This window comes from Corynebacterium sp. HMSC073B01, from assembly GCF_001838255.1.
Lineage (GTDB): Bacteria > Actinomycetota > Actinomycetes > Mycobacteriales > Mycobacteriaceae > Corynebacterium > Corynebacterium jeikeium_D.
In genome coordinates this window covers 51,301-76,268 of sequence record NZ_KV836186.1, presented here as the reverse complement: position 1 = coordinate 76,268, position 24,968 = coordinate 51,301, and the positions used below count along the sequence as shown (strand labels likewise).

The following is a 24,968-nucleotide window of genomic DNA, read 5'->3' as shown; positions in this document are numbered from 1 at the left end:
GTTCTGCCTCTTCCCTGCCCGCGTTAGTCGCACTTTGCGGCTGACGCGGGTATTTCTTTTGCCGCATTCGTCCCGCAGTTGAACCTAATCAGCGATTCCTTCAAATGCGCAGGCCCCCTATTCTTGGCTAGTGCTCAGATTTCACGTAGCCACACATAGCTAGCAAAGGCTCCATCGGCACAAAGAATTAACGTGCTGTTATTGCGCCGTTAAGCCATTAGCAGACAGCGGGAGGGTCGAACCGAAAGCAAAGCTGCAAGTAGCAAATGCGCATACTTTTTGTCCTGCCGAAATGCGAGAACACCACACACCCCCGCACACAGTTCCGGCTATCGCTTTCAGCTACACCGACGAGAGCTGAAGATAGCGATAATTAAATTCATTATTTGTTAACCTCGCCGTCACCTAGTTAGCAATTAGCCTTTACCAATCTAAGAAATCATTAGACAGCAGGCTTCTTTGGCGTGCCTATTTTTGCTCTCTGTACGTAACTTAGAAAGGTGGAGCATGTCCTCGGCTCCAGCGAATACTAGTTCGTCGACCGGGACCACATCATCTGAGCAATCGAGCTCCTCAGATAAGTGGTGGCACCTCTTCTTCGGCGGGCTTCTTGCAATCAACATCGTAATTTTTGTCTTCTGGGCTTATGACTTTGTGGGCCCGCAGGCAAATACGGCAATTCTTCTGATTACCATCGCGTTCGCCGTCTTCATGGCGTTCAACATCGGCGGTAACGACGTTGCTAACTCCTTCGGTACTTCAGTCGGTGCCGGCACCCTGAGCATGAAGCAGGCGCTTGTTGTCGCTTCAGTCTTTGAGGTTTCGGGCGCCGTCCTCGCTGGTGGCGAGGTTACTGACACCGTCCGTTCCGGCATTGTGGACCTGAACGCAATCCACGGTTTGGACCCGATGGAGTTCGCCTTCATCATGATGTCCGCGCTTCTCGGCGCGGCAGTGTGGCTCCTCGTTGCCACCCGCATGGGTTGGCCAGTTTCCACTACCCACTCCATCGTCGGCGGTATCGTCGGTGCCGCACTGACGGTCGGTTTTATCACCGGCAAGGGTGGCTGGAGCATGGTCCAGTGGGATCAGATCGGTCAGATCGCCGTTTCTTGGGTCCTCTCTCCGCTCCTCGGCGGTTTGGTCGCGTTCCTCCTGTTCGGCGGCATTAAGAACTCGATTCTCGTCTACAACGACAAGGCTTCCAAGCAGCTGCAGGCCATCCACCAGGAAAAGGCGGACCTCAAGGCGCAGCACCGCGACGACTTCGAAAAGCTCCCTGAGCACGATCAGATCTCGTACACCAACGCGATGCTTCGCGACGCGACGACGATGCGTGACAACGACTGGACTCCGGATGACCTGGAGTCTGAGTACTTCCGCAAGCTCGTCCACATCGAATCCAAGGTTGATGATGTCCGCGCTCACCGTGCGCTGGAAGCTTGGGTTCCGGGTCTAGCAGCCCTGGGCTCTATTGTCATCTCCGCGATGATGCTGTTCAAGGGTCTGAAGAACCTTCACCTAGGGCTTTCCAGCCTGGACAACTTCCTGATTATGGGCATGATCGCCACCGCAGTGTGGCTTGCCGTTTACATCTTCGCGCGTACTTTGAAGCGTCAGGATTTGGATCGTTCCACCTTCCTGCTGTTCAGCTGGATGCAGGTCTTCACCGCTGCTGCATTCGCTTTCTCCCACGGCTCGAACGACATCGCTAACGCGCTTGGCCCGTTCGTCGCAATTCTGGATGTTCTCCGTACCAACGAGATCTCTTCCGAGTCCGGCGTCCCGCTGGCAGTCATGACCACCATGGGTGTCGCTCTCATCTCCGGTCTGTGGTTTATCGGCCGCTTCGTTATCAAGACCGTCGGATCCGGCCTGACTGAGATCCACCCAGCATCGGGTTTTGCCGCAGAGCTTTCCGCTGCTGTGGTCGTTATGATTGCTTCCCTGCTGGGTCTGCCGGTTTCCTCCACCCACATTCTGATTGGTGCCGTTCTCGGTGTCGGTATCGTTAACCGTGCCGCTAACTGGAACCTGATGAAGCCGATTGGTTTGGCCTGGGTTATTACCCTTCCGGCCGCTGCAGGTATCTCGGCAATCACCGTTTCCATCCTCCGCGTCGTCTTCGGCTAAGCCCACAAAAGCACGCCACTTTTACCCCGGCGGTCACTTTCTAGTGACCACCGGGGTATTTTTACGTCTGGCGCTATCCAAGTAAGTTTGGCGCTATCCAAGTAACAAGTAATCTGAGGCCTACAGAATTTCGGCGTATCCTATAGGCCACCATGACTGCCCCAAGAAAACCTTTTACTCGCGCAGATGAATCCATTCGGGAATCAAGCTCCGACATCGAGATTCAACATCTCGGCCTTGTCGACTACGAAGAGACCTGGCACCTACAGGCAGACCTTGCTGCCAAGCGTGCGAAAGACCTAATTCCAGATCAGGTTCTCGTGCTTGAGCACCCGAGTCTTTACACAGCAGGAAAGCGCACCCAGCCGGAGGACCGTCCTACCAATGGGTTGCCGGTCGTCGATGTCGACCGCGGTGGCCGCATCACCTGGCACGGCCCGGGCCAGCTTGTGATGTATCCCATCATCAAGCTCGCTCAGCCGGTCGATGTGGTGGACTACGTCCGCAGACTGGAAGAAGCCCTCATTCAAACCGTTCGCCGAGCCGGCATCGCGGCTGCTGGCCGCATCGATGGCCGCTCGGGGGTATGGGTTCCCGCATCAAACGGACTGAGCGACCGAAAGATTGCGGCACTGGGAATCCGCGTGACCCATGGTGTAACCATGCACGGACTCAGTCTGAACTGCGACAACTCTATGGAGTTCTACAACTACATCATCCCGTGTGGCATCTCCGATGCTGGAGTGACCGCCCTATCCCGGGAGCTTGACCGAAATGTTAGCGTGTCAGAGATGACAGAGCCGCTTCTGGCAGATTTGCAAGATGCTTTGGAAGGCCGTTTGACCGTTGCCGACCATTCCTTCGGCTCCGCGCCCGACCCCACGAAGGACCTGCCACACCGGGTGAAGCACAACTCCACCACCGGCATATTCGAGTACTCATCAACAAAAGAGTAGGATGAAACTGTGACTGTTAAGCCAGAAGGACGTAAGTTACTGCGCGTCGAGGCACGAAATGCCGAGACCCCTATCGAGAACAAGCCCCGGTGGATTCGCAACCAGGTTCGTCCGGGCCCCAGCTACAAGGACATGAAAAACCGTGTCTCGGGTGCCTCTTTGCACACGGTCTGTCAGGAGGCTGGCTGCCCGAACATTCACGAATGTTGGGAAGACCGCGAGGCCACCTTCCTCATCGGCGGCGATAAGTGCACCCGCCGCTGCGACTTCTGCCAGATTAACTCAGCCAAGCCCGACCCATTGGATAAGGATGAGCCGCGTCGTGTTGCGGAATCCGTCCGCGAGATGGGTCTTCGTTACGCCACTATCACCGGTGTCGCCCGCGACGATCTGCCCGACGGTGCATCCTGGCTCTACGCTGAGACCTGCCGCCAGATCCACGAACTCAACCCGAATACCGGAGTCGAGCTCCTTGTCGATGACTTCCGTGGCGACGAATCTGCAGCACAGCAGGTCTTCGATGCCAAGCCTGAGGTTTTCGCCCACAACGTGGAGACGGTGCCTCGTATCTTCAAGCGCATCCGCCCCGCATTCCGCTACGAGCGTTCCTTGGAACTCATCACTCGCGCTCGCGAAGCTGGACTGGTTACCAAGTCCAACCTCATCCTGGGCATGGGCGAAACCTATGACGAGATCATCTCCGCTATGCAGGATTTGCACGATGCCGGCTGCGATATTCTGACGATTACTCAATACCTCCGCCCCACTCCACTGCACCATCCAATTGAACGTTGGGTTAAGCCGGAGGAGTTCGTCAAGCTCTCCAAGACCGCTGAAGAGATGGGCTTTGCCGGCGTCATGTCCGGCCCGCTGGTCCGCTCTTCCTACCGCGCTGGACGGCTCTACGCCCGCGCACTGGCGCACCGCGGTCAGGAACTGCCGGCGCATCTGTCCGCGCTTGCCGACGACAACGACAACAACCTCGCGCTTCAGGAAGCCTCGACGCTGCTCGACCGCTATGGCGCATCGGAGGATACGCCAGTCACTTCGGCTATTCCGGCTTCCTAGAGGCTGACGGCCGCAGCGCCGTCGTAAAGCGAAACGGCGCTACGGCGCGGTCTATTGCCTAAAACTACATCGCATGCCCTAAAGTTGGTGATTATGGCGACCAATGATGCGAAAGAAATGAAGAAGGCGAACCGCGCCGCCAAGCGCGCTCAGCGTAAGCAGACTCGTAGCCAGATGTGGCAGGCGTTTAAGCTGCAGCGCTCGCGGGACAACAAGCTCGTGCCTTACATGGCGCTGGGCTTCTTCGGTCCAATTATCCTGCTGTTACTGCTTGGTCTGCTCATTGGTGGAGTCTGGCCCTGGGTTCTGACGATTATTGGTATCTCGATCGGCTTTATGGTCGCGATGTACATCTTCTCTAAGCGTCTTGAGGCGTCCTTCTACACAGAGGCGGAAGGCCAGGCCGGCGCTGCGGCGTGGACGCTGGACAATATGCGTCAGGGCGTTGGCTATGTCTGGCACGTCAAGACCGGTGTTGTCGCTAATCAGCACATGGATGCTGTTCACCGTGTTATTGGTAACGCCGGTGTTGTGCTGGTCGGTGAAGGTGATCCGAACCGCGTCAAGCAGATGATTGCTCGTGAAAAGAAGTCGCTGGCACGCATTGCGGGCGAAGCTCCGATTTACGACATGATTGCTGGTAGCGACGAGGGCCAGGTCCCGCCGAAGAAGCTGCAGCGCGAACTCATGCGTTTGCCGCGCAACCTGAATAAGGATCAGGCTAACGCTCTGAATGAGCGCATCCAGTCGATGGACCGTATTCGCGATGCGCGCGCGAACATGCCCAAGGGTCCAATGCCGAAGGGCGCTAACCCACAGGCCGGCATGAACCGTCGTGCGCGCCGTGCCGCCAATCGCGGCAAGAAGCACTAGAGGTTTTAGCTAGGTTTCACCAGGGTCGGTTGCTCGGGCAACCCACCGAGGGGCAATCTAGGTTGAAGCAGAAAAAAGGGGCTTTCGGGCCCCCTTTTTTTGTGCTTTAAAGCTTTAAAACGATGCCTAAAGCCATGTCTTCACACACAGTTATTGATGTCTTGTTGAAGTGATTGCTCTCACTTATCACGCTGTCAGCAAAGGTCGTATCCTTGCTGGAAACAATGCTTAATGAAGATTACTGCTAGTTGTGCCACCATGGGATATGTGCAACTCTTGGCTGAAAATGAACTCTTAGCGCTTCTAGTGATTTTGTTTCTTGGCCTGGCAATTGGCCAGATCAAGATCTTCGGCTTCAAGCTTGGCGTGGCTGCCGTCCTCTTCGTCGGCCTTATCCTCGCGACTATTGAGCCGGAAATTCAAATCTCCCCGTTGATTTACATCGTGGGCCTGGCATTATTCGTCTACACCATCGGGCTGGAGGCGGGCCCCGAGTTCTTCAGCTCGTTACGCTCGCGCGGCATCAAGCACAACCTGTTCGGCATTGGTGTGCTCGCAGTTGTCACCATCGAGTCTTTCCTGCTGATCAAGTTTTTGCCTATCGATCCGGTGGAAGGCGCAGGCGCCTTCACAGGCGCCCTGACCAACACCCCGGCTATGGCAGCAATCGTCGATGCTCTTCCTAGCCTCATTTCGGATAAGGGCGAGCTGGCCGCTGCGCACGATATGCCGGTGATTGGTTACTCCCTGGCCTACCCAATCGGTGTGCTGGCAGTGATTGCCTCTATCGGCATTATGTCGAAGGTCTTCCGCGTCGATCACGACCAGGAAGCCATTGACGCAGGTGTCGCCGCACTTCCGCTGCATACTCGGGACATCAAGATCCTCAAGGACGACCTGCCTTCCATCACTGACCTTCCGTCGAAGTTCGGTTTGGACATTACGGTTTCGCGTATTGAGTACAAGGGCCACCTCTACATTCCATCTCCGGGTGACACTGTCTCCGTCGGCGATATTATTTCCGTCGTCGGCACAGAGGAAGAAATTGCTCGTGCCGCCGAGTACCTTGGCGAGCTTATGCCAGGCGATCCGACACACGACGGCCGCCTGGACTTCCGCCGCATCTTCGTCTCTGCATCTGACGTGGTTGGAGTACCCATCGCGGAGCTTCAGACTCGCATGGACGGCATGATCATTACGCGTATTCGCCGCGGCGACCACGACATCGTCGCGGAACCAAACATGCGCCTAGAGCTTGGTGATCGCGTCCGCGTAGTTGCACCGCCAGAGAAAATCAAGGACGCAACAAAGTTCTTCGGCGACTCTTACAAGAAGCTTTCCGACGTCAACCTCTTGCCGCTCACCCTTGGGCTTACGCTGGGTGTCTTGGTGGGTCTCATCAAGATTCCGCTTCCGGGCGGCAGCTCGCTAGCCCTGGGATCCGCTGGTGGTCCACTGGTTGTGGCGCTGATTCTGGGTGCTGTCGGTCGCACTGGCCCGTTGGTTTGGCCTATCCCCTACTCGGCCAACCTGGCGTTCCGCACCATGGGTCTAGCACTGTTCCTGGCTGGTATCGGCACCACTGCCGGTAAGGGATTCCAGGCTGCGTTGTCTGACCCGGCATCACTGACAGTTCTGGGTCTTGCCGCCATCATCGCGTTTAGCTCCGCACTGTTGACCCTCATTGTCGGTCACCGTGTGCTGAAGATTCCATTCGGCCAAACTGCGGGTATCCTCTCGGGCTTGCAGACTCACCCGGCAGTGCTCTCATACGTCAACGACCAGGCCAAGAACGAGTTGCCGGCAATGGGATACACAACGGTGTATCCAATGGCCATGATCATGAAGATTATTCTCGCCCAGGTCCTGGTCGTGTTGGTGCTATAGCGCTAACCCAAAATGACGGCCGTGCCAGTGGCACGGTCGTGCATGCCGCGCATATCCGAGTCGGTGATTGCTGGCGGCAGCAAGAAAAGAGTAAGCAAGCTGCGGAAGAAGGCACGAACAAAGCCAACTCGCTCGCCGGGCTTGTCCACGCGAGCGACACCCATCTTCATCATCCACTGGCCCGGAGTGCGGGCGAACAGCCAAACCGACACCGTGCCAATAATGAGGAAGACAACTGGCGAATAGGTCGCAAGGAATGACTGCCAGGCGATAAACGAATCTCCGAACTGGTCAATCTGCGCCTCGCTCGGGCCGAAGAACATCGAAAAAGCGCCGGCAATCATCAAGGAAATAATCCAGTCAATGAGAATGCCGCCGACGCGACGCATCAACGTCGCTTGCGATCCTGGGCCATCGGGGGCAAGACCCAATGCCTGGCCGGGATAGTCCGAGAGCTTGTCCGGATTATCGAACTCTCCCGGAATCTGAGGGCCATCTAGCCAACTGTGCTTTTCTTCCATGGGTTCATAGTCTAATGCAGCAATCCGGCTATCAAATCACGGGCTGGGACAGCCATTCAGCGCGTGCGGGGGTAATCCGGGGGCGATGTTGCGTCGCCTTTTCCATTTTCTTATCAGCATGGGAGCTAAAGGCGCGTCGTAAAGCGTGTGTGACATGAATGCGCAGGGTATTGCCTTGTTTCCACAAATAGATAACCCGCTCCCTATTTGCGTAACCCATTCCGTATTGGCGAATTTCTCACGCGCCATGCCAGAAATTCGTGGTTCTAATTCCAGAATGAATGCGTGGTTCGTTAAGCTTGAAGGCGTCAACCGGCCAGTCCTTGACAGCGCGGCAGGTGCACGAAACATCGTGCAAGAATTCCCTGCTGCGTACTAAACAAGGCCAACTAAGGAGACCGCACATGTCCTTCAAAACTCCCGAGGAAGTAGTCGCGTATATCAAGGAAGAGGGCGTCGAGTTCGTAGACGTCCGCTTCACGGATGTTCCCGGCATCGAGCAACACTTCACCATCCCGGCATCCGCATTTGACGAGGACGCGATGGCCGAAGGCCTGGCATTCGACGGTTCCTCGATTCGTGGTTTCACTTCCATCGACGAGTCCGACATGGCACTGCTACCCGACCTGAGCACTGCGCGCATTGACCCGTTCCGCAAGGCAAAGACCCTGAACGTCAAGTTCTTCGTCCACGATCCGTTTACCCTCGAGCCGTTCTCCCGCGACCCACGTAACGTCGCGAAGAAGGCGGAGGAATACCTCATCTCTACCGGCATCGCCGACACCTGCTTCTTCGGTGCTGAGGCTGAGTTTTACATCTTCGACAACGTCAAGTTCGAGACCGACACCAACCGCGGCTTCTACGAAGTTGATTCCATCGAAGGCTGGTGGAACCGCGGCAAGGACCAGAACCCGGACGGCTCTGCAAACCTGGGTTACAAGACCCGTCTGAAGGGCGGCTACTTCCCTACCGCTCCGTACGACCACTACCAGGACCTCCGCGACAAGATGTGCCTGAAGCTCGCTGACGCCGGCTTCGACCTGGAGCGCGCCCACCACGAGGTCGGCACCGGTGGCCAGCAGGAGATCAACTACAAGTTCAACACGATGTTGCACGCTGCAGACGACCTGCAGACCTTCAAGTACATCATCAAGAACACCGCCTGGGAAGAGGGCAAGTCCGTCACCTTTATGCCGAAGCCGCTGGCTGGCGACAACGGCTCGGGCATGCACGCTCACCAGTCGCTGTGGAAGGACGGCAAGCCGCTGTTCCACGATGAGGCCGGTTACGCAGGACTGTCGGACATCGCTCGCTGGTACATCGGCGGCATCCTGCACCACGCAGGTGCGGTACTGGCCTTCACCAACCCGACCCTGAACTCCTACCACCGCCTGGTCAAGGGCTTCGAGGCTCCGATTAACCTGGTCTACTCACAGCGCAATCGCTCCGCCGCTGTTCGCATTCCGATCACCGGCTCCAACCCGAAGGCAAAGCGCATCGAGTTCCGCGCCCCGGACCCGTCGGGCAACCCGTACCTTGGCTTCGCTGCCATGATGATGGCCGGACTGGACGGCGTGAAGAACCGCATCGAACCGCACGCTCCGGTCGACAAGGATCTCTACGAGCTCCCGCCGGAGGAAGCCGCCGACATCCCGCAGGCTCCGACCTCTCTCGAGGCCGCACTCGAGGCCCTGCGCAACGACCACGAGTTCCTGCTCGAGGGCGATGTCTTCACCGAGGACCTCATCCAGACCTACATCGACTACAAGTACGAAAACGAGATCGAGCCGGTTCGCCTGCGCCCCACTCCGCAGGAATACGAAATGTACTACGACTGCTAAAGTTTTCGCTTCACGACGGCCACAGCAAGCACCCCCCCCCCCATTGCTCCTCATGGCCGCCCAACGAGCTTGTTAGATGCCGCCTGACCACAGTTAATGTGGTCAGGCGGTTTTTCGTTGCGGCCATGCTGGCTGCGGGTGCCTGGGCCCTCATACGCGCGCGTATGTGAGCACGAATTTGTGCGCGGTTGCGGGCCACTCCCCTGAACAGGGCCATACACCACCACAAAAGGGCCGCGACCCCTGCACGAGTAGAGTTGCACACTCTCCGCCCCAGTCTTATCGATGCAATATTCACTTGTCGATGCGCTATAGCGTGGCCATAAGTGAACAGCGCATCGACAAGTGACAGGGTGGGGAGGATACCGTGCGCATAAGTGCCGGACAGCCGTCGATAAGTGACGAAAAATCGTCGATAAGTCAAGGAAAATCATCGATAAGTGCCAGGAAATTGGCCATACGTGCGAGGGTGGCGCTAGGGACAACACGAGGGACGGATGCGAGGGACACCGCAAGGGGGCGGACACCAAGAGCGGATGGGGCATGCTGCGAAGGTAGGATGCCAGGCAATCACGCCCGTTGAACCAGAAATGTGTCGCAACTTAATGACATGTGACAAAGTTCATAAACATTGATGCGTGGGAGGATAATTCACTCATCTGTAATCGTTCTCAAAAAGTATCAATTGTGCATGTCGAAGTAGTTATTACGGGCAACTTATTGACGGAAGTTGGGCTCTGTCGCTGTGACCGTCGTAAAGCGGGAATGTCGTGCTGAAAACTGCGTAAACGCCCCTACGCTGTGGTTTTTCCGTATGGTGGTACGCCATACCCCTCGGAAATGGCGACTCGAGAGCCCACGCCGAGGCGATTTGATTGATTCTGGAGAGCATGCATCTGGAATTTCTTAAGCAGAGCCGCCGCATAGGGTGGCCGATGAACATTAAGAAGGATTTGAGCATTCTTGACTAACGAAAACGCTGCCAACCCAGAAAACTCAACTCGCATTGATTTTCTCTACCTCAGCGAACCGGACATGGTTGAAGCTGGTGTCACGGATTTCGCCAAGTGTGTTGAGACCATGGAAGAAACCCTGATTCTGCTGGCTGACGGCGACTACCGCATGGCCGGTGCTTCCGCTAACTCCCACGGTGCCCAGATCAACTTCCCGGATAACCCAATCCATGAGGGTATGCCGGCAAATGGCCCTGACCGTCGTTTCATGGCAATGCCCGCTTACCTCGGTGGTCGCTTCAACGGCGCAGGTGTGAAGTGGTACGGCTCCAATGCCGATAACCGCCAGAACGACCTGCCACGTTCGATCCACCTGTTCATTCTCAACGATGCAATTACGGGTGCCCCGAAGGCTGTCATGTCGGCAAACCTCCTGTCGGCATACCGCACTGGCGCTGTTCCGGGTGTCGGCGTCAAGCACCTTGCCGTCGAAGACGCCGAGGTCGTTGGCATCATTGGCCCGGGTGTTATGAGCCGCACCATTCTCGGCTCTGCCATGTCGCAGCGTCCGGGCATTAAGAAGGTCAAGGTCAAGGGCCGCTCCCAGGCCTCGACTCAGAAGGCTGTCGATTGGATTAAGAACGAGTTCCCGCAGCTGGAAGAGGTCCGTATCGTCGAGACCGAAGAAGAGGCCATCCGCGACTCCGACATCCTCATCGCCGGCACCTCGACTTCCTCCGATGGTCCGGCCGGTTTCCCGTACTTCAAGAAGGAGTATCTGAAGCCCGGCGCGCTGCTGCTCATGCCGGCCGCTGCACGCCTCGACGACGACTTCGTGCGTTCCGACGACTGCAACCTCGTCGTTGACTACACCGGCCTGTACGAAGAGTGGTTCAACGAGAACGGCCCAGACGTGACCTATGAGCGCTTGCTCGGTATTCCGGGTAACCGCTGGTGGGACATGAAGGAAGAGGGCACCCTTCCCGCCGAGAAGCTTGTCAACATTGGTGATATCGCTTCCGGTAAGGCTCCGGGTCGCCAGAACGACGAGGAAATCTTCTGCTACTCCATCGGAGGCATGCCAGTCGAGGACGTCGCCTGGGCCTCCGATGTCTACGACAACGCCCTGGCAAAGGGCATCGGCACCAAGCTGAACCTGTGGGATGTTCCGCTGCTGAAGTAGTAGTGACCAGTAAGTTCGACAACACGATTAGTAAGCTCAACAAGCTAGACGCGAAGTAGGCGAGTTTTACCAATGGGTAAGTTCAAACCCAGCAGTGACCAGACAACTCCGGAAGGAATCCAACGATACATCCGGGACAATGACATTCGCTGGGTAGACGTCCAGTTCACCGACGTTCCCGGCATCGAACAGCACCTAACCGTTCCGGTATCCGAGTTTGATGAGGACTCCGCTTACGAGGGCCTTGCCTTCGACGGATCGTCCATTGCGGGTTACACCTCGGTGGATAACTCCGACATGATGCTGCTGCCAGACCTGGACACGGCTTTCATCGACCCGTTCCGTAAGTCGAAGACGCTGAACATGAAGTTCTTCGTCCATGACCCGCACACCCGCGAGCCGTTTAGTCGCGACCCGCGCAATATTGCCCGTAAGGCCGAGAACTACCTGAACGAACTGGGCTTCGCCGATACCTGTAATTTTGGCGCTGAGGCAGAGTTCTACATCTTCGACTCCGTCCGCTACGACTCCAGTTCAAACAAGTCATTCCACGAGGTGGACTCGGTTGAGGGCTGGTGGAACTCCGGTGTGAAGGTAAACCCGGACGGATCGCGCAACCTCGGCCACAAGGTGCGCACCAAAGGCGGCTACTTCCCTACTGCTCCGTATGACCACATGCAGGATCTTCGTGACGAAATCGGCGAGCACCTGCAGGATGTTGGCTTCCATGTTGAGCGCTCCCACCACGAGATGGGCTCCGGCGGTCAGCAGGAGATTAACTATCGTTTCAATACCCTGCTGCACGCCGCCGATGACATGCAGACTTTCAAGTACGTGGTGAAGAACACCGCCAAGTTCAACCAGAAGTCCGCTACCTTCATGCCGAAGCCGTTGGCCGGCGATGGCGGCTCTGGTATGCACATCCACCAGTCACTGTGGAAGGATGGCAAGCCACTATTCCACGATGAAAACGGTTACGGTGGCCTGTCCGACATGGCGCGCTACTACATTGGCGGCATCTTGAAGCACGCCGGTGCAGTCCTGGCTTTCACCAACCCGACAATGAACAGCTACCACCGCCTGGTTCCGGGATTCGAGGCTCCCGTCAACTTGGTCTACAGCCAGGAGAACCGCTCGGCCGCCATCCGAATCCCGATTACCGGCGCAAACCCGAAGGCCAAGCGCATCGAGTTCCGCGCTCCGGACCCGTCGGGCAACCCGTACTTGGCTTTCACCGCCGCAATGATGGCTGGTCTCGACGGCATCAAGAACCGCATCGAGCCTGGCAAGCCGATTGACAAGGATCTCTACGAGCTGCCACCAGAGGAACTCAAGGACGTCCCCACCGTCCCGCATTCGCTGGAGGGTGCGCTGAAGGCGCTGGAAGAGGACCACGAGTTCCTGCTTGCCGGCGATGTCTTCACACAGGATCTCATCGACGCGCATATCCGCTACAAGTTCGAGCAGGAGATTATGCCGGCACGTCTGCGCCCGACGACGCAGGAGTTCGAGCTCTACTACGACTGCTAGCATTAGCCCCGTAAAAGCTCGCTTGACGACGCCCACACCGCTACCCCACCTAACCGTATTGGGGTAGCGGTGTTTTTAGCTGGGACACGCTGTTTTTAGTCGGCACATTTAGTAGAGCTAGCACCACTGCGAACTAGACGGATCAGGGCTACCCTTGATTGTTATGAACAACAAGTCACTGACCCGTTCCACCAATAACAAAATGGTTGCAGGTGTACTCGGTGGATTCGCTGAGTATTTCAACTGGGATGCGACTTTGCTGCGCGTTATATTTGTCGCGTCTTTCCTGATGCCTGGTCCGCAGTTTCTTCTCTACCTCGCAGCATGGATTATCATGCCGAAGGAAACTTACGTATAAGCGCGGTCGACCGAAAAATACCTAAATAGCCATACCTTGGAGTATTTATCTAATGAGCGACGCCGCTCCCGAAAAACCCACCAAGAAAATTTACCGCTCGCGTAATGACCGCCTCCTCGGTGGCGTCCTCGCAGGAATCGCGGAAAGCCAAGGCTGGGATATCACTTTCACACGAATGGTCTACATCATCCTTCCCTGCGTTGGATCGATGATTGGCTGGAAGATTAGCGCTGGATTCCTAGCTCTTTACCTCTTAGCCTGGTTCGTCCTGCCAGATGGCGAGTACACGCTTGACGACGATGCCCGCGGCTCCAACCACGCAGAGAAAGAAAATAAGCAATAAACGTCAAGCTTAATAAGATTGATACCTTTCCGTTACTCGCAACGCCCTCACCAGCACTATTCCAATTTCGCAATCACGCACATTCGGTAACAAATAGAGCATAGAGTGCACAGATTCGCGCCATTTGACTTGCACAGGCCCCAGAATTACCTAGTGTTCTTTCTGTACGGCTTTGAAGCCACACCATCTTCGAATGTCCGATATTCAAAAGAATTGTCAATTTCTCTTTGAATTTAATTCGGACAAATAGTGGAAGATGCCAATAATTGAATAGGTAACTTAGTTAGCTCTCAAGAAAGTGGTTTTGAAATGCAGAACAAGAAGATGACCCGTATCGCTACCGCAATCGTTGGCTCCGCCGCTCTTCTCGGCGGCCTGGCTGCATGTTCTTCCGATGACGCACAGGATGCTGCTAACAACGCCAAGGATCAGGCGGGCCAGGTAGCAACCGACGCCACTGATAAGGCTGGCGAGGCTGCTGATGGCGCTAAGGACAAGGCTAACGAGGCTATGAACGGTCTGGGGCTGGGCGACGCTGCTGGCGAGGATGTGGCAGAGGCTGACCTGCCTGAGTCCATCACCGAGGCAGCTTCTTCCTTCACCTCCCCGTACGATTCTGAGGCTGGCGAGTTCAAGTCCGCTAAGAAGGTCGGCGACGCGGTTGCCGCTGAATACGAGAACGTCACCTTCGTTGAGTCCCCAGAGACTAATGGTGCACAGCCGCTGATCGGTAAGATTCGCGAGACCTGGGTTGCCAACGGTGCACTGGAAAACGAGATTGGTCTGCCGACCGCACCGGAGTCGGAGATTGAAAACGGCTGGGAGCAGCCGTTCACTAAGGACACCATGAAGTGGACCTCTGAGGACGGCCAGAACTACTCCGACTCCTACGAGAACAAGTAGTTCTACACGAACCGAAAGATTTTGAGCGTGCCGGGTGGCACGCTCTTTTTCTTTCCCCCTAGCTAGTTAAATCCCCCTTTCCCCTAGTCAAAAACGCCAGAGGCACCGCGCCGATGTGCGCCAACAATGTTGATATCGACAATCCCCACGGCAGCCATTGATGCAAAGACCGTGGTGGGGCCTACGAACTTAAAACCAGCTTTCTTCAATGCCTTGGCAAGCGCCTTGGACTCCTCGGAGTAGCTGGGCACCTCTTCGATTGAACGTGGCTCGGGAGACTTCTCCGGTTTAAACGACCACATCAACTCGGCTAAGCCGCCGTTTTCACGCAGAGCAATCGTCGCCACGGCGTTATTGATTACCGCGGTAATCTTCCTGTGATTCCGAATGATTCGTTCATCATTCATCAATCTTTCGACATCTTCGTCATCGAAATCAGCAACCGCATCGGGGTCGAAGTTCGCGAAGGCTTCCTGAAACGCGGGCCGCTTCTTCAGCACTGTCTCCCACGACAACCCCGCCTGAAATACCTCCAGGCTGAGCCGTTCGAATAGTCCTTGCTCATCGCGCACCGGCATCCCCCACTCGGTGTCGTAGTACTCTCTCAGCAGCTCACTGTGAGCAGCCCATGCCGGTCGAGCCAATCCATCCTCACCGATGATGAGCCCATTGTTTTCCGTGTAGTCCGATCCAATTTTCATCAGTCTTTCCAATCCCCCAATTCCGGTTTGACTTAGCTGAGCACCGCAGCTCTTAATTCTTATGCTTGTGTTGACGCCCAACCAGAGCGCCATACACCAGATCCAGCGTCGGCGTTTCCACTTTCGCCTTCTGCCCCATCCGGCGGATTGCGCCAATCTGGGCATCGAGCTCATTGGTAAGTCCCGCGGTGTAGTCGCGCTGCATCGACGAGGTGTTGTCGTACCCTTGATCATCAGTAAAGGCCAAGGTCCGCGACACGATGTCCTCTGGCAGCGCAACGCCGCAGGCTCGACCGACTGCCTCGGTTTCTTCAAACATCCGCGTCAAGCTGTCGCGCATTTCCGAACGCAAGTAACCAATCGGACTATCAGCCAGGGCACCTAGGGCACCGAGGTTAGCCACGAACATCGCTTTTGCCCAGATATCGACCCAGATATCCGGGAGCTGTTCGCCACCGAGCCCAGCCATGTGCAATGCCTCGATAACTGCCCCGACCAGGTCATTAGTGGAGTCATCGAATGTGCCGATGTTCAGGCTCATCGGTCCTGGTCGGAAGGTGACTTCTGCCGGGCCAGTGTGGATAAAGAAACCGCGGATAACACCCGGGAACACCTTGTCCTCACCGAACCGCCCCGCTGCCAAATAAGGGATTTCCACCGAGTTATGGGTGGTCACCACTGCTGCACCAGCCGGAACTTGCGGGAAAGGATCGTTGCCCGGCAGCGCCTTGGTTGCCGCAATCACAACATCGACGTCGACGCCATCGGCAGTGAGTTCACCCCAATTGTCGGCTGCTTTGACGGGGATAATGCTGCGTTCCCCGTGCTCGTCGATAAGCGTGAGCCCCACCTCACGAAGACGTGTCAGGGTCTCGCCGCGGGCGAGAAAGACGACATCATAACCCGCTTGCACGAGGCGACCGCCAAACCAGCCGCCGACAGCTCCTACACCTAAAACTCCAATCCTCATAGCTGCCACCTTACGACTTCCGCACTGAGCGCGAAATAGGTTGCATGCGGTTGTCCACAGGCAATCCAGGCTATCCCCAAATGTGAAATTTGAGCTTGAATTACTACCTTGTCAAAACTATGTAAAGCGGAGTAGGGTCGAAATTAATAGATATCAACCCAGGGTTGTTACTCTTTTGAGGCAAGACCTGAGGCCCACAGTTTGTGGCGCCTCGGGTCTTTTTGCGTTTAACGGCCCTGCTTACTGTGAAGGAAGGTCACGATGGGGTCGTCAAAAGATTCCAGCGCGAGGGCAATAGTTGAAAACCTCGGTGGACCCGGAAACATCACAAGCATGACGCACTGTGCGACGCGTCTGCGTTTTGAACTCGGTGATGTCTCCAAGATCAACGAGGACAAGATTGACAAGGTGCCGGGCGTACTCGGTGTCGTTCACCAGGGCGATAACCGCTACCAGGTCATCTGTGGCGGTGGCGTCGAATCGATGTACACGGCAATTAAGCATCTACCGGAAATGAAGGGTGCCGGCGCAGTCGCCACTAAGTCCGACGCAGACGTTAAGGCAGAAGCTCGCTCGAAGGCACGCGGCAAGTACTCCTGGCTGGACAATTTCTTCGAGTACCTCTCGGATTCCTTCCGCCCAATCCTGGGCGTGCTGTTGGGTGCATCGCTGATTATCGCGATTGCGGCTGTACTCGACGGCCTGAACATCGTCGACTTCCGCGCTGAGGATAAGTCCGCCACCTGGATTTTCGTCGATGCCATGTGGCGCAGCGTCTTCTACTTCCTGCCAATCATGGTCGCCTACAACGCAGCGAAGAAGCTGCGGGTAGATCCATGGCTGGGCGCAGCCATCATGGCTGCCCTAATGACACCGGAGTTTATGAGTCTGCAGGATACCGATCGCTTCTCGGACACCATCAAGACAGTCAACGAGGAACTCGGTACCGAAACTTTCACCGCCAACATCTTCGGCCTGCCAATGCAGCTCAATGACTACGGCGGACAGGTCTTTGTACCGCTGATCATGGTCGCCATCCTGGCAGTGGTCTACCACGGTTTGAAGAAGATCTTCCCGGAGAATGTGCAGATGGTCTTCGTGCCGTTTATCTCCATGCTGATCATGATTCCGCTAACGGCCTTCCTCATCGGCCCGCTGGGCATCTGGCTTGGTAACGGCATCGGCTCCGGCCTGGCATGGATGAACTCGAACGCACCGTTTGTGTTCGCAATTCTCATCCCGATGCTCTACCCGTTCCTCGTACCGCTTGGCCTGCACTGGCCACTGAATGCGCTGATGCTGGTCAATATCCAGACTCTCGGCTACGACTTCATCCAAGGCCCGATGGGTGCCTGGAACTTCGCCTGCTTCGGAGCAACTGCCGGTGTGCTGGTTCTTTCCATGCGCGACCACGACACTCAGATGCGCCAAACTGCAACGGGTGCACTCGCTGCCGGTCTCTTCGGTGGTATCTCCGAGCCGTCCCTCTACGGTATTCACCTGCGCTTCAAGCGGATTTACCCGCGCATGCTGCTCGGCTGTTTCGCCGGCGGTCTGACTATCGCCATCCTGTCGGCTCCGTTCGGTGGTGTGACAACCAACGCCTTCGTCTTCACCTCCCTCATCACCACTGTCGTGTTCAAACCGATGTGGGTCTACCTGATTTCCGTCGCCGTGGCATTCTTCGTCGCCATGTTCGCCATCATTCTCACCGACTACCGCACGCCGGAAGAGAAGGCTGAGGCCGAGGCCGCACGCGCCGCAGAGCTTGACGACGAACCCAGCGACGCCACCCCACACGCTGCCACCAGTGGCTCCGATTCGGCTCCAGCTGAGGCTTCCGGTGACGCTGGTACCAACGCCGAGGCTGCCGCACCGGCTGCTGCGGCAGCTGGCGCCGGTGGTGTCGCAACTGCCGTTGATACCAAGCCTGTACAGGTGCAGGCCCCGGTTGCCGGTGAGGTTGTCAGCCTTGCCGAGGCCGGCGACGCGGTCTTTGCCTCCGGTGCTCTCGGTGACGGTGTCGGTATCAAGCCAACCAGTTCTACCGTGGTCGCACCCGTATCGGGCACGTTGATGACTGTGGCAAAGACCGGTCACGCCTTCGGTATTAAGACCGATGACGGTGTAGAGGTACTCGTCCACGTCGGTATCGACACAGTCAAGATGGCCGGTGAAGGCTTCGATGTCCAGGTTTCCAAGAAGCAGCACGTCGAGGCCGGCGATGTACTTGCCGAGGTCGATTTCGACAAGGTCAAGGAAGCTGGTTACCCAACCACGACACTGATGACCATCACCAATACCAAGAAGCTAACCAAGGTTTCCCCGGTCACCGGCATCTCTGTCCAAGCCGGCGACATGGTCATCGAAGTTCAGCCATAATTGATTTCTAGAAGGCATACCGGCCTGAAATCCCTCAACTTATGGAGGAGTTCACGGTTACCGACATGGAAATCCTGAGAGTATTCAATAACAACGTGGTCCTGGCCAAGGACGCGACCGGTGAAAAAATCATCACCGGCCGCGGCATTGGGTTCAAGGCTCGCCCGGGACAGCCGGTTGATTCGAGCAAAGTAGTCCGAATCTTCGTCCCGGCAGAAGGCCGCGATCCGGACCATATTGCCACGATGCTCACAGAAATTCCGCTGGCTCACATGACTCTTGTGACCGATGCGGTAACCGCAGCCGGCCTGCCGGAATCAATGACGAAGAACGCTTCCCTCCTTGTGGCGTTGGCCGATCACATTGGTTTCGCCATCATGAGGGCAGCTAACGGGCAGCGAGCCGATTACCCGCTGCTCGCGGAGGTCAGCCAACTTTATAGTGAAGAATACGCGCAGGCGCAGGCGATTTTGTCGCATATCAATCGCGCTCTCAATGACCGTCGTATAGCGCCATTACCCCGCTCAGAAGCGGTGGCGATTACGTTACACCTAGTCAATGCTGGTTTTTCTACGGGTGATTTGAGCTTCACCTACACCATGACGGGCGTCCTGCAGCAGCTGCTCACAATCATTGAAAGTGATTTTGGCATCACGCTGGAGCCAGAGACTGTCAATGTGGGGCGCTTCATCACACACCTGCGCTACCTGTTCGTCCGGATTGCCAAGCATGAGCAGTTGAAAGATCACTCCTCCGCTATTGGCCAGGCCATCCGTGACTCCGCCCCAGAGGCGTTTCGCTGCGCACAGCGTATCTCCGCAGTCATTGAACTGCGTCTGGGGTCGGGGTTGACGGAAGACGAAGTTTCCTACCTCACCCTGCACATTGCACGCATTGTGCAGGCAGCGGCTGTATCTCCCACCGCCTCCAGGGTTTCCCGGAGCGTGCGCGACGTTGATGCTAAGCAAGCACCAGCGGGCGGCGCACCAGCGGTGGGGTGTACAGGCACTGTGCCTGAGTCAGAAAATTTCACATATTCGACCCGAAAGGATTCAACCATGATTACTCGTACCGCTACCATCGGTTCCTCCGTAGGCCTGCACGCTCGCCCGGCTTCCCTGTTCACTCAGGCTGCTGCTGAGTACGACTACGACATTGTCATTTCCCTTGACGACGAAGAGGCCGATGCCGCCTCGATCCTGGAGGTCATGACCCTCGGCGCTAAGCACGGCGACGAAGTCACGCTGAGCTGCGAGGACGACTCCGCAGCTGCAGCTCTGGACGAGCTTGCAGCCATGCTCGAGCGCGACCTTGATGCCGAGTAAGCCCAGCTAGAACGCTCCTGGATAACACCACGGCACACCACGACCGACGAGTATCCCCGCAGAGGTCCCGAAAAGGAGATCGGAAGCAATGAACGAGCAGCACACTGTCATCTATGGCATCGGTGTCTCGACCGGTACGGCCAGCGCTGAAGTAGTAAAGGTACTCCCCGCCCCGGGAGTTGATACTCAAGAGCCGTCGTCGACCGATCCCGTCGCCGATGGTGAGCGCGTCCGCGCGGCGATGGCCAACGTCGCAGAGTCGCTGAAGAAGCAGGCTGAGCACTCCAGCCCGCAGGCACGCCCGATTCTGGAGGCCACTGCGCAACTGGCTTCCGATAGGGCGCTCGCCAAGGCCGTGGTGAAGAAACTCAAGGCAGGCTCCGGCATCACCCAGGCCGTTCACGATGCCGTTGAAGACTACGCGCAGCTCCTAACCAGTCTCGGTGGCTACATGGCTGAACGTGTCACCGACCTCTACGATGTTCGCGACCGCACAATTTGCGAGCTGCGTGGCCTGCCAAAACCGGGCGTCCCGGATGTTTCCACCCCAACTATTCTGCTTGCCGACGATCTCGCGCCCGCCGAAACCGTGGGTCTTGACCCCGAGTTTGTCGTAGGCATTGCCACCGCCGGTGGCGGGCCGACCAGTCACACGGCTATCCTCGCAGCACAGCTGGGCATTCCAGCCGTCGTTAAGGCGAAGGGCGTCATGGAACTCGAGGCCGGTACCTTCGTCGCCATTGACGGCGGCGCCGGTGAGGTAATTGCGAATCCGACCGCCGATGAGGTCGCCGCGTTAGAAGAGCGCGCTCGACGCCGGGAAGCAGCCCTGGCACAGTCTGTGGGCGCAGGCAAGACCGCTGATGGGTACCCCGTGAATCTGCTGGCCAACATTGGTACGGCGGAAGATGGTGAGTCTGCAGCAGCGCAAGATAATGAGGGCACCGGCCTGTTCCGTACTGAGTTCCTTTTCCTCGACCGCGACAAGGCTCCGAGTTTGGAGGAACAAACGGAAACCTACACTCGTGTGCTGAAGGCATTCGGTGAGCGACGCGTGGTTGTGCGCACGCTGGATGCGGGTGCGGATAAGCCGCTGAGCTTTGCCGACCTAGGCGAGGAAGAAAACCCGGCGCTGGGTCGCCGCGGACTGCGCCTGTCGCAGGTTCGGGAAGATTTGCTGGATACGCAGCTGGATGCACTCGCCGCTGCGTTTGACGCCACCGGCCGTAAGGCTGACCTGCGGGTTATGGCTCCGATGATCGCAACGGTCGAAGAAACAAAGTGGTTTGCAGACAAGGCACGGGAGCGTGGCCTGCCGAAGGTCGGCATCATGATTGAGGTCCCCGCAGCAGCAATTCGCGCGAAGCAGCTGCTGTCCATTGTGGACTTTGCCTCCATTGGTACTAACGACTTGTCGCAGTACACTATGGCGGCCGACCGTATGCAGGGGGCTCTGGCGGATCTCCTATCGCCATGGCAGCCGGCTGTGCTGCAAATGATTAAGTCCGCATGCAAGGGCGGCAATGCTACCGGCAAGCCCATTAGTGTCTGCGGTGAAGCCGGCGGTGACCCGCTGCTGGCACTGGTCCTGGTGGGCCTCGGCGTGAGCTCGCTGTCCATGGCTTCCAAGAAGGTGCCGGCCGTCCGCGCCGCTCTCCGCCTCCACGACCGCGCTACCTGCCAGCAGATGGCAGCATACGCTGTCGATGCCGAAACTGCGGCCGATGCGAAGGCCGCAGTGACCGCGCTGGTGGATCCGAAGGTGAAGGATCTGCTGTAGAGCGACGGAATTAGCACTAAGCCTGGCGTACACACGCTGTCAGCGTAAACGTGTGCGCCAGGCTCTTTCTCTTATGTTCGCTGCCCCATCACAGGCAGCAAATTTTCTGGGAAATTTCTTGATTTTCTCTCTCTCGAACGCCCCATTAGGATAAATAGAGTGCCTTCGTCGGCACCACCAACGCCGTCGAAGCCCCTTAATAATTCCAATAAAGACGGCTCATACAAGCCGCAACTTAATTCACGCATCAGGCTCCACCCAGCCCGTGAAAATTCACAATTTCACATTAAGAGTGTCAGTTTTCGACATCGTGGCCTTTCATCTACATGGGCACACGAACTGCAATTGCGCTGTTGTAACGGGCGTTTGCGCCACCGCAGCACAGGCAACAACGGCGTCGCCACAGCAGCTTGCAGCATCGCCCTTGACCTTACGGGCGACACTAATTTAGAAAGAACACAATTCTCATGACCAAGTCGAGCGGAGTGGAGTCCCCGAAGTCTTTCGCTTCCATTATCGTTGTTACAGCTCTCATGCTGTTTTCGATGTTCTTCGGCGCGGGCAACCTCATCTTCCCGCCGAAGCTCGGAGTGGATTCCGGTACCAATTTTGGCCCCTCAATCACCGGCTTCCTGCTCACCGGTGTGGCGTTGCCAGTTCTGGCCATCATCGCCATCGCCATTTCAGGCAACAACCTGCGTGACCTAGCGTTTCGCGCGGGCCGCATCTTTTCCTTAGGCTTCCCGGTAATCGCATACCTTTCCATCGGTGCTTTCTACGCTCTGCCGCGTACCGGTGCCGTGTCGTACGAAACCGGTGTCCAGCCGATTTTCGGCAGTGATTCACTGGCCGTCGCTGCGGCCTTCTACTTTGTTTTCTTCGGTATCGCCTTAGCACTTGCGTGGAATCCGAATGAAATTGTGTCCAAACTGGGCAAGATCCTCACCCCGGCTCTGCTAATTCTCTTGGTTGTATTGGTTGGAATGTCGGCATTCAAATTCGATGCCGCTCCGGCTGCGCCAATTGAGAAGTACTCCTCTACCCCATTTGCCTCCGGCCTGGTCGAGGGCTACCTCACAATGGACTCCATCGCCGGCCTGGCATTCGGCATCATTGTCATTTCTGCCCTCCGCGTCAGCGGTGTCCCAGAGGGCAAGCGTATGGTTCGCGGCACAATGATCTCAGGCCTGTTCGCCGGCATTTTGCTGGCCATCATCTACTTGGGTCTGGGCTATGTCGGCCAGGTGCTGCCGAATGCCGCCTCCTTCGATAACGGCTCGGGCATTCTCGCAGAGGCTTCCAAGCTGGCCATGGGCCAGGTCGGACAAATCGTCTTCGGCCTCATCGTTCTGCTCGCATGTATGACCACGGCTGTCGGCCTGATTGCCGCCACCAGCGAGTTCTTCAACCTGCTACTTCCGGGCATCAGTTACAAGGCATGGGCGATTATCTTCACGGTCATGTCCTTCGTAATGGCAACACAGGGGCTGTCTCAGGTACTGGCGATTGCCGCGCCAATCATCACCTTTATTTACCCGCCGGCTATCACGCTGATTGCACTGACTCTTCTCGACCCGGTCATTTCCTACTCCTTCAAGCTGCATTACACCTACCGCCTGGGCGTCTGGGTTGCCACCATCTGGTCGGGTATCTCGGTGCTCTCCGGTTTGGGTGTCGGTGGTTCTGCTTTGGCGGACTTCCTCAGTCTCGTACCTGGTCAGACCATCGAGTTCGGATGGTTCCTGCCAACTCTGGCAGCGACGGTAATTGGTTACGCAATTGACGTCGTCACGCGAAAGCAGCGCGCAAATCGCCCGGCGAGTGTGCTTGCCGACGAGACCGTTGCAGAAGAGGTAGCCGAAAAGGCGTAAAACCACACCCGGTTATTTGCGTTGCATAACGTAAATACCGCACGCTAGAGAAGTAAATTCCATCCGAACAAGGATTGACTATGAGTACCCGAATGCGTTTTACGCAAACGCTCCTATTCCGCGTTATTGTCGCGATTATTCTGGGCATTGTCTGCAGCTTTTTCTTCCCGGAATGGCTGGCTCGAATTTTTGTCACTTTCAATGGCCTCTTTGGTAACTTCCTGGGCTTCTTTATCCCGGTGCTGATTTTTGCCCTCATCACGCCGGCGATTGCCAGCCTGGGCCGCGGCGCCGGAAAGTGGCTGGGTATTACCACTGCTATCGCCTACGGCTCGACGGTGTTTTCAGGCTTGCTGGCCTACGCCGCCACCCAGGGGCTCTACCCTTGGCTGCTCGGCGCTGACCAAGCCGGCGCATCGGTGGATATTGATGAGGGCGCGCTGGAGAGCTTCTTCAATGTGGAGATGCCACCGCCGTTTGACGTCATGACCGCCCTGTTGCTGGCTTTCACGGTCGGTGTGGCGATGACCACCGTGAAGTCGGACTCGCTCTACCGCGGTGCGACGCAGCTGCGCGACGTGATTATGAAGATCATCTCGGCGTTTATCATCCCGCTGCTGCCGATTTACATCTTTGGCATGTTCCTGTCTATGGGCATGAACGGCAACCTGACCACGACGCTGTCGATGTTCTTCAAGGTGCTGCTTCTGGCAGTCATCGGCACCGTGCTCCTGTTGGCAATCCAGTTCTCCATCGCTGGCGCCATCGCTGGCCGTAGCCCGTGGACGTCCCTGAAGAACATGCTGCCGGCTTACGTCACCGCACTCGGCACCTCCTCCTCGGCCGCTACCATTCCGGTGACGTACAAGGCCGCGCTGAAGAATGGTGTCTCGGAGAAGGTCGCTGGCTTTACCGTGCCGCTGTGCGCAACCATCCACCTGGCCGGTTCGATGATGAAGATCACGCTGTTCGCGTTTGCGGTGATGTTCATGGCGGACAAGCCGCTTTCGCCGGGCATGGCCATCGGCTTCATTCTCACTTTGGGTATCACCATGATTGCGGCTCCGGGCGTTCCGGGTGGCGCAATTATGGCCGCGGTCGGTGTGCTGCAGTCCATGCTGGGCTTCGATCAGGAGCAGGTCGCTTTGATGATTGCCGCCTACATCGCCATCGACTCCTTCGGTACCGCATGTAATGTCACTGGTGACGGTGCAATTGCCATGATTGTTAACCGCTTTGCCAAGGATGATGTCATCGACCGTTCCGAAGAGCTCAGCTTCGACGCTGAAGAGGCCAATTCCGCATCTTCCACAACCGAGGCCTAACTGGCTTCGGTGCATATGTAAAAATTAAAGAAAACATCCACCGGTCAACCCCGTCGCAATCTTTC

19 protein-coding genes and 1 pseudogene are annotated in these 24,968 nt (G+C 56.8%); 17 read left to right on the top strand and 3 right to left on the bottom strand.

Annotation, left to right across the window (positions count from 1 at the left end; all coding sequences use genetic code 11):
• Positions 1 to 507: 507 nt before the first annotated feature.
• The 5 genes from HMPREF2849_RS09580 to HMPREF2849_RS09560 all read left to right on the top strand — a co-directional run bounded on the left by HMPREF2849_RS09580 (position 508) and on the right by HMPREF2849_RS09560 (position 6,917).
• A complete protein-coding gene (locus tag HMPREF2849_RS09580; RefSeq protein ID WP_016423042.1) occupies positions 508 to 2,133 on the top strand; it encodes an inorganic phosphate transporter in 1,626 nt (541 codons plus the stop codon).
• A gap of 152 nt (positions 2,134 to 2,285) precedes the next feature.
• Positions 2,286 to 3,089, top strand: coding sequence for a lipoyl(octanoyl) transferase LipB (lipB, locus tag HMPREF2849_RS09575; protein WP_070862921.1), 804 nt, complete (start codon positions 2,286 to 2,288; stop codon positions 3,087 to 3,089).
• 9 nt (positions 3,090 to 3,098) lie between these two features.
• On the top strand, positions 3,099 to 4,157 hold the full coding sequence (lipA, locus tag HMPREF2849_RS09570; RefSeq protein WP_049192902.1) for a lipoyl synthase: 1,059 nt from the start codon (positions 3,099 to 3,101) through the stop codon (positions 4,155 to 4,157).
• Between the two features lie 93 nt (positions 4,158 to 4,250).
• Positions 4,251 to 5,030 (top strand): DUF4191 domain-containing protein, encoded by a 780-nt coding sequence (locus HMPREF2849_RS09565; RefSeq protein WP_005511046.1) that lies wholly within the window; start codon positions 4,251 to 4,253, stop codon positions 5,028 to 5,030.
• Between the two features lie 267 nt (positions 5,031 to 5,297).
• Positions 5,298 to 6,917 carry an aspartate:alanine exchanger family transporter gene (locus HMPREF2849_RS09560; RefSeq protein WP_180802898.1) on the top strand — a complete coding sequence of 540 codons (1,620 nt, stop codon included), beginning with the start codon at positions 5,298 to 5,300 and terminating at the stop codon, positions 6,915 to 6,917.
• Positions 6,918 to 6,919: 2 nt separating this feature from the next.
• Here HMPREF2849_RS09560 and HMPREF2849_RS09555 read toward each other — a convergent pair whose 3' ends face one another.
• Positions 6,920 to 7,438: an RDD family protein gene (locus HMPREF2849_RS09555; RefSeq protein ID WP_016423046.1), complete on the bottom strand. Its 519-nt coding sequence runs from the start codon at positions 7,436 to 7,438 to the stop codon at positions 6,920 to 6,922.
• Between the two features lie 404 nt (positions 7,439 to 7,842).
• Here HMPREF2849_RS09555 and glnA (HMPREF2849_RS09550) point away from each other — a divergent pair, with 404 nt between their 5' ends.
• The 6 genes from glnA (HMPREF2849_RS09550) to HMPREF2849_RS09525 all read left to right on the top strand — a co-directional run bounded on the left by glnA (HMPREF2849_RS09550) (position 7,843) and on the right by HMPREF2849_RS09525 (position 14,549).
• A complete protein-coding gene (glnA, locus tag HMPREF2849_RS09550; protein WP_048732575.1) occupies positions 7,843 to 9,279 on the top strand; it encodes a type I glutamate--ammonia ligase in 1,437 nt (478 codons plus the stop codon).
• A 963-nt stretch (positions 9,280 to 10,242) separates the two neighbouring features.
• Positions 10,243 to 11,415: an ornithine cyclodeaminase family protein gene (locus tag HMPREF2849_RS09545; RefSeq protein ID WP_070862920.1), complete on the top strand. Its 1,173-nt coding sequence runs from the start codon at positions 10,243 to 10,245 to the stop codon at positions 11,413 to 11,415.
• Between the two features lie 72 nt (positions 11,416 to 11,487).
• Positions 11,488 to 12,945, top strand: coding sequence for a type I glutamate--ammonia ligase (glnA, locus tag HMPREF2849_RS09540; protein ID WP_048732579.1), 1,458 nt, complete (start codon positions 11,488 to 11,490; stop codon positions 12,943 to 12,945).
• A gap of 163 nt (positions 12,946 to 13,108) precedes the next feature.
• The gene (locus HMPREF2849_RS09535) at positions 13,109 to 13,303 is read left to right on the top strand and encodes a PspC domain-containing protein (RefSeq protein ID WP_048732581.1); all 195 of its coding nucleotides are present in this window, start codon (positions 13,109 to 13,111) and stop codon (positions 13,301 to 13,303) included.
• A 52-nt stretch (positions 13,304 to 13,355) separates the two neighbouring features.
• Positions 13,356 to 13,646: a PspC domain-containing protein gene (locus tag HMPREF2849_RS09530; RefSeq protein WP_070600876.1), complete on the top strand. Its 291-nt coding sequence runs from the start codon at positions 13,356 to 13,358 to the stop codon at positions 13,644 to 13,646.
• A 309-nt stretch (positions 13,647 to 13,955) separates the two neighbouring features.
• Positions 13,956 to 14,549, top strand: a complete 594-nt coding sequence (locus HMPREF2849_RS09525; protein ID WP_070862919.1) for an LGFP repeat-containing protein — start codon at positions 13,956 to 13,958, stop codon at positions 14,547 to 14,549.
• A gap of 83 nt (positions 14,550 to 14,632) precedes the next feature.
• Here HMPREF2849_RS09525 and HMPREF2849_RS09520 read toward each other — a convergent pair whose 3' ends face one another.
• Together HMPREF2849_RS09520 and HMPREF2849_RS09515 are read right to left on the bottom strand one after the other, a co-directional pair.
• Positions 14,633 to 15,250 carry a DNA-3-methyladenine glycosylase I gene (locus HMPREF2849_RS09520; protein WP_049170196.1) on the bottom strand — a complete coding sequence of 206 codons (618 nt, stop codon included), beginning with the start codon at positions 15,248 to 15,250 and terminating at the stop codon, positions 14,633 to 14,635.
• A 52-nt stretch (positions 15,251 to 15,302) separates the two neighbouring features.
• Positions 15,303 to 16,220 (bottom strand): 2-dehydropantoate 2-reductase, encoded by a 918-nt coding sequence (locus tag HMPREF2849_RS09515; protein ID WP_048732590.1) that lies wholly within the window; start codon positions 16,218 to 16,220, stop codon positions 15,303 to 15,305.
• A 261-nt stretch (positions 16,221 to 16,481) separates the two neighbouring features.
• Between HMPREF2849_RS09515 and HMPREF2849_RS09510 the strand changes: the two genes are divergently transcribed.
• From HMPREF2849_RS09510 to HMPREF2849_RS09490, 6 genes and pseudogenes are all read left to right on the top strand, one after another.
• A complete protein-coding gene (locus HMPREF2849_RS09510; protein WP_016423055.1) occupies positions 16,482 to 18,602 on the top strand; it encodes a glucose PTS transporter subunit IIA in 2,121 nt (706 codons plus the stop codon).
• Positions 18,603 to 18,643: 41 nt separating this feature from the next.
• A pseudogene (locus HMPREF2849_RS11410) lies at positions 18,644 to 19,483 on the top strand (PRD domain-containing protein); the annotation flags it as partial.
• Positions 19,484 to 19,660: 177 nt separating this feature from the next.
• Positions 19,661 to 19,927, top strand: coding sequence for an HPr family phosphocarrier protein (locus tag HMPREF2849_RS11405; RefSeq protein WP_224433282.1), 267 nt, complete (start codon positions 19,661 to 19,663; stop codon positions 19,925 to 19,927).
• Positions 19,928 to 20,015: 88 nt separating this feature from the next.
• Complete coding sequence (ptsP, locus tag HMPREF2849_RS09500) at positions 20,016 to 21,707, top strand: phosphoenolpyruvate--protein phosphotransferase (protein ID WP_070862918.1); 1,692 nt, start codon at positions 20,016 to 20,018, stop codon at positions 21,705 to 21,707.
• Positions 21,708 to 22,174: 467 nt separating this feature from the next.
• Complete coding sequence (gene brnQ, locus HMPREF2849_RS09495) at positions 22,175 to 23,578, top strand: branched-chain amino acid transport system II carrier protein (RefSeq protein ID WP_070549801.1); 1,404 nt, start codon at positions 22,175 to 22,177, stop codon at positions 23,576 to 23,578.
• An 80-nt stretch (positions 23,579 to 23,658) separates the two neighbouring features.
• Positions 23,659 to 24,903 (top strand): dicarboxylate/amino acid:cation symporter, encoded by a 1,245-nt coding sequence (locus HMPREF2849_RS09490; protein ID WP_049189588.1) that lies wholly within the window; start codon positions 23,659 to 23,661, stop codon positions 24,901 to 24,903.
• Positions 24,904 to 24,968 lie beyond the last annotated feature (65 nt).

Coding starts and splice junctions, on each gene's coding strand:
- HMPREF2849_RS09580 (WP_016423042.1), top strand. CDS start 508: ATGTCCTCGGCTCCAGCGAATACTAGTTCGTCGACCGGGACCACATCA.
- lipB (WP_070862921.1), top strand. CDS start 2,286: ATGACTGCCCCAAGAAAACCTTTTACTCGCGCAGATGAATCCATTCGG.
- HMPREF2849_RS09565 (WP_005511046.1), top strand. CDS start 4,251: ATGGCGACCAATGATGCGAAAGAAATGAAGAAGGCGAACCGCGCCGCC.
- HMPREF2849_RS09555 (WP_016423046.1), bottom strand. CDS start 7,438: ATGGAAGAAAAGCACAGTTGGCTAGATGGCCCTCAGATTCCGGGAGAG.
- glnA (WP_048732575.1), top strand. CDS start 7,843: ATGTCCTTCAAAACTCCCGAGGAAGTAGTCGCGTATATCAAGGAAGAG.
- glnA (WP_048732579.1), top strand. CDS start 11,488: ATGGGTAAGTTCAAACCCAGCAGTGACCAGACAACTCCGGAAGGAATC.
- HMPREF2849_RS09535 (WP_048732581.1), top strand. CDS start 13,109: ATGAACAACAAGTCACTGACCCGTTCCACCAATAACAAAATGGTTGCA.
- HMPREF2849_RS09530 (WP_070600876.1), top strand. CDS start 13,356: ATGAGCGACGCCGCTCCCGAAAAACCCACCAAGAAAATTTACCGCTCG.
- HMPREF2849_RS09525 (WP_070862919.1), top strand. CDS start 13,956: ATGCAGAACAAGAAGATGACCCGTATCGCTACCGCAATCGTTGGCTCC.
- HMPREF2849_RS09520 (WP_049170196.1), bottom strand. CDS start 15,250: ATGAAAATTGGATCGGACTACACGGAAAACAATGGGCTCATCATCGGT.
- HMPREF2849_RS09515 (WP_048732590.1), bottom strand. CDS start 16,220: ATGAGGATTGGAGTTTTAGGTGTAGGAGCTGTCGGCGGCTGGTTTGGC.
- HMPREF2849_RS09510 (WP_016423055.1), top strand. CDS start 16,482: ATGGGGTCGTCAAAAGATTCCAGCGCGAGGGCAATAGTTGAAAACCTC.
- HMPREF2849_RS11405 (WP_224433282.1), top strand. CDS start 19,661: ATGATTACTCGTACCGCTACCATCGGTTCCTCCGTAGGCCTGCACGCT.
- ptsP (WP_070862918.1), top strand. CDS start 20,016: ATGAACGAGCAGCACACTGTCATCTATGGCATCGGTGTCTCGACCGGT.
- brnQ (WP_070549801.1), top strand. CDS start 22,175: ATGACCAAGTCGAGCGGAGTGGAGTCCCCGAAGTCTTTCGCTTCCATT.
- HMPREF2849_RS09490 (WP_049189588.1), top strand. CDS start 23,659: ATGAGTACCCGAATGCGTTTTACGCAAACGCTCCTATTCCGCGTTATT.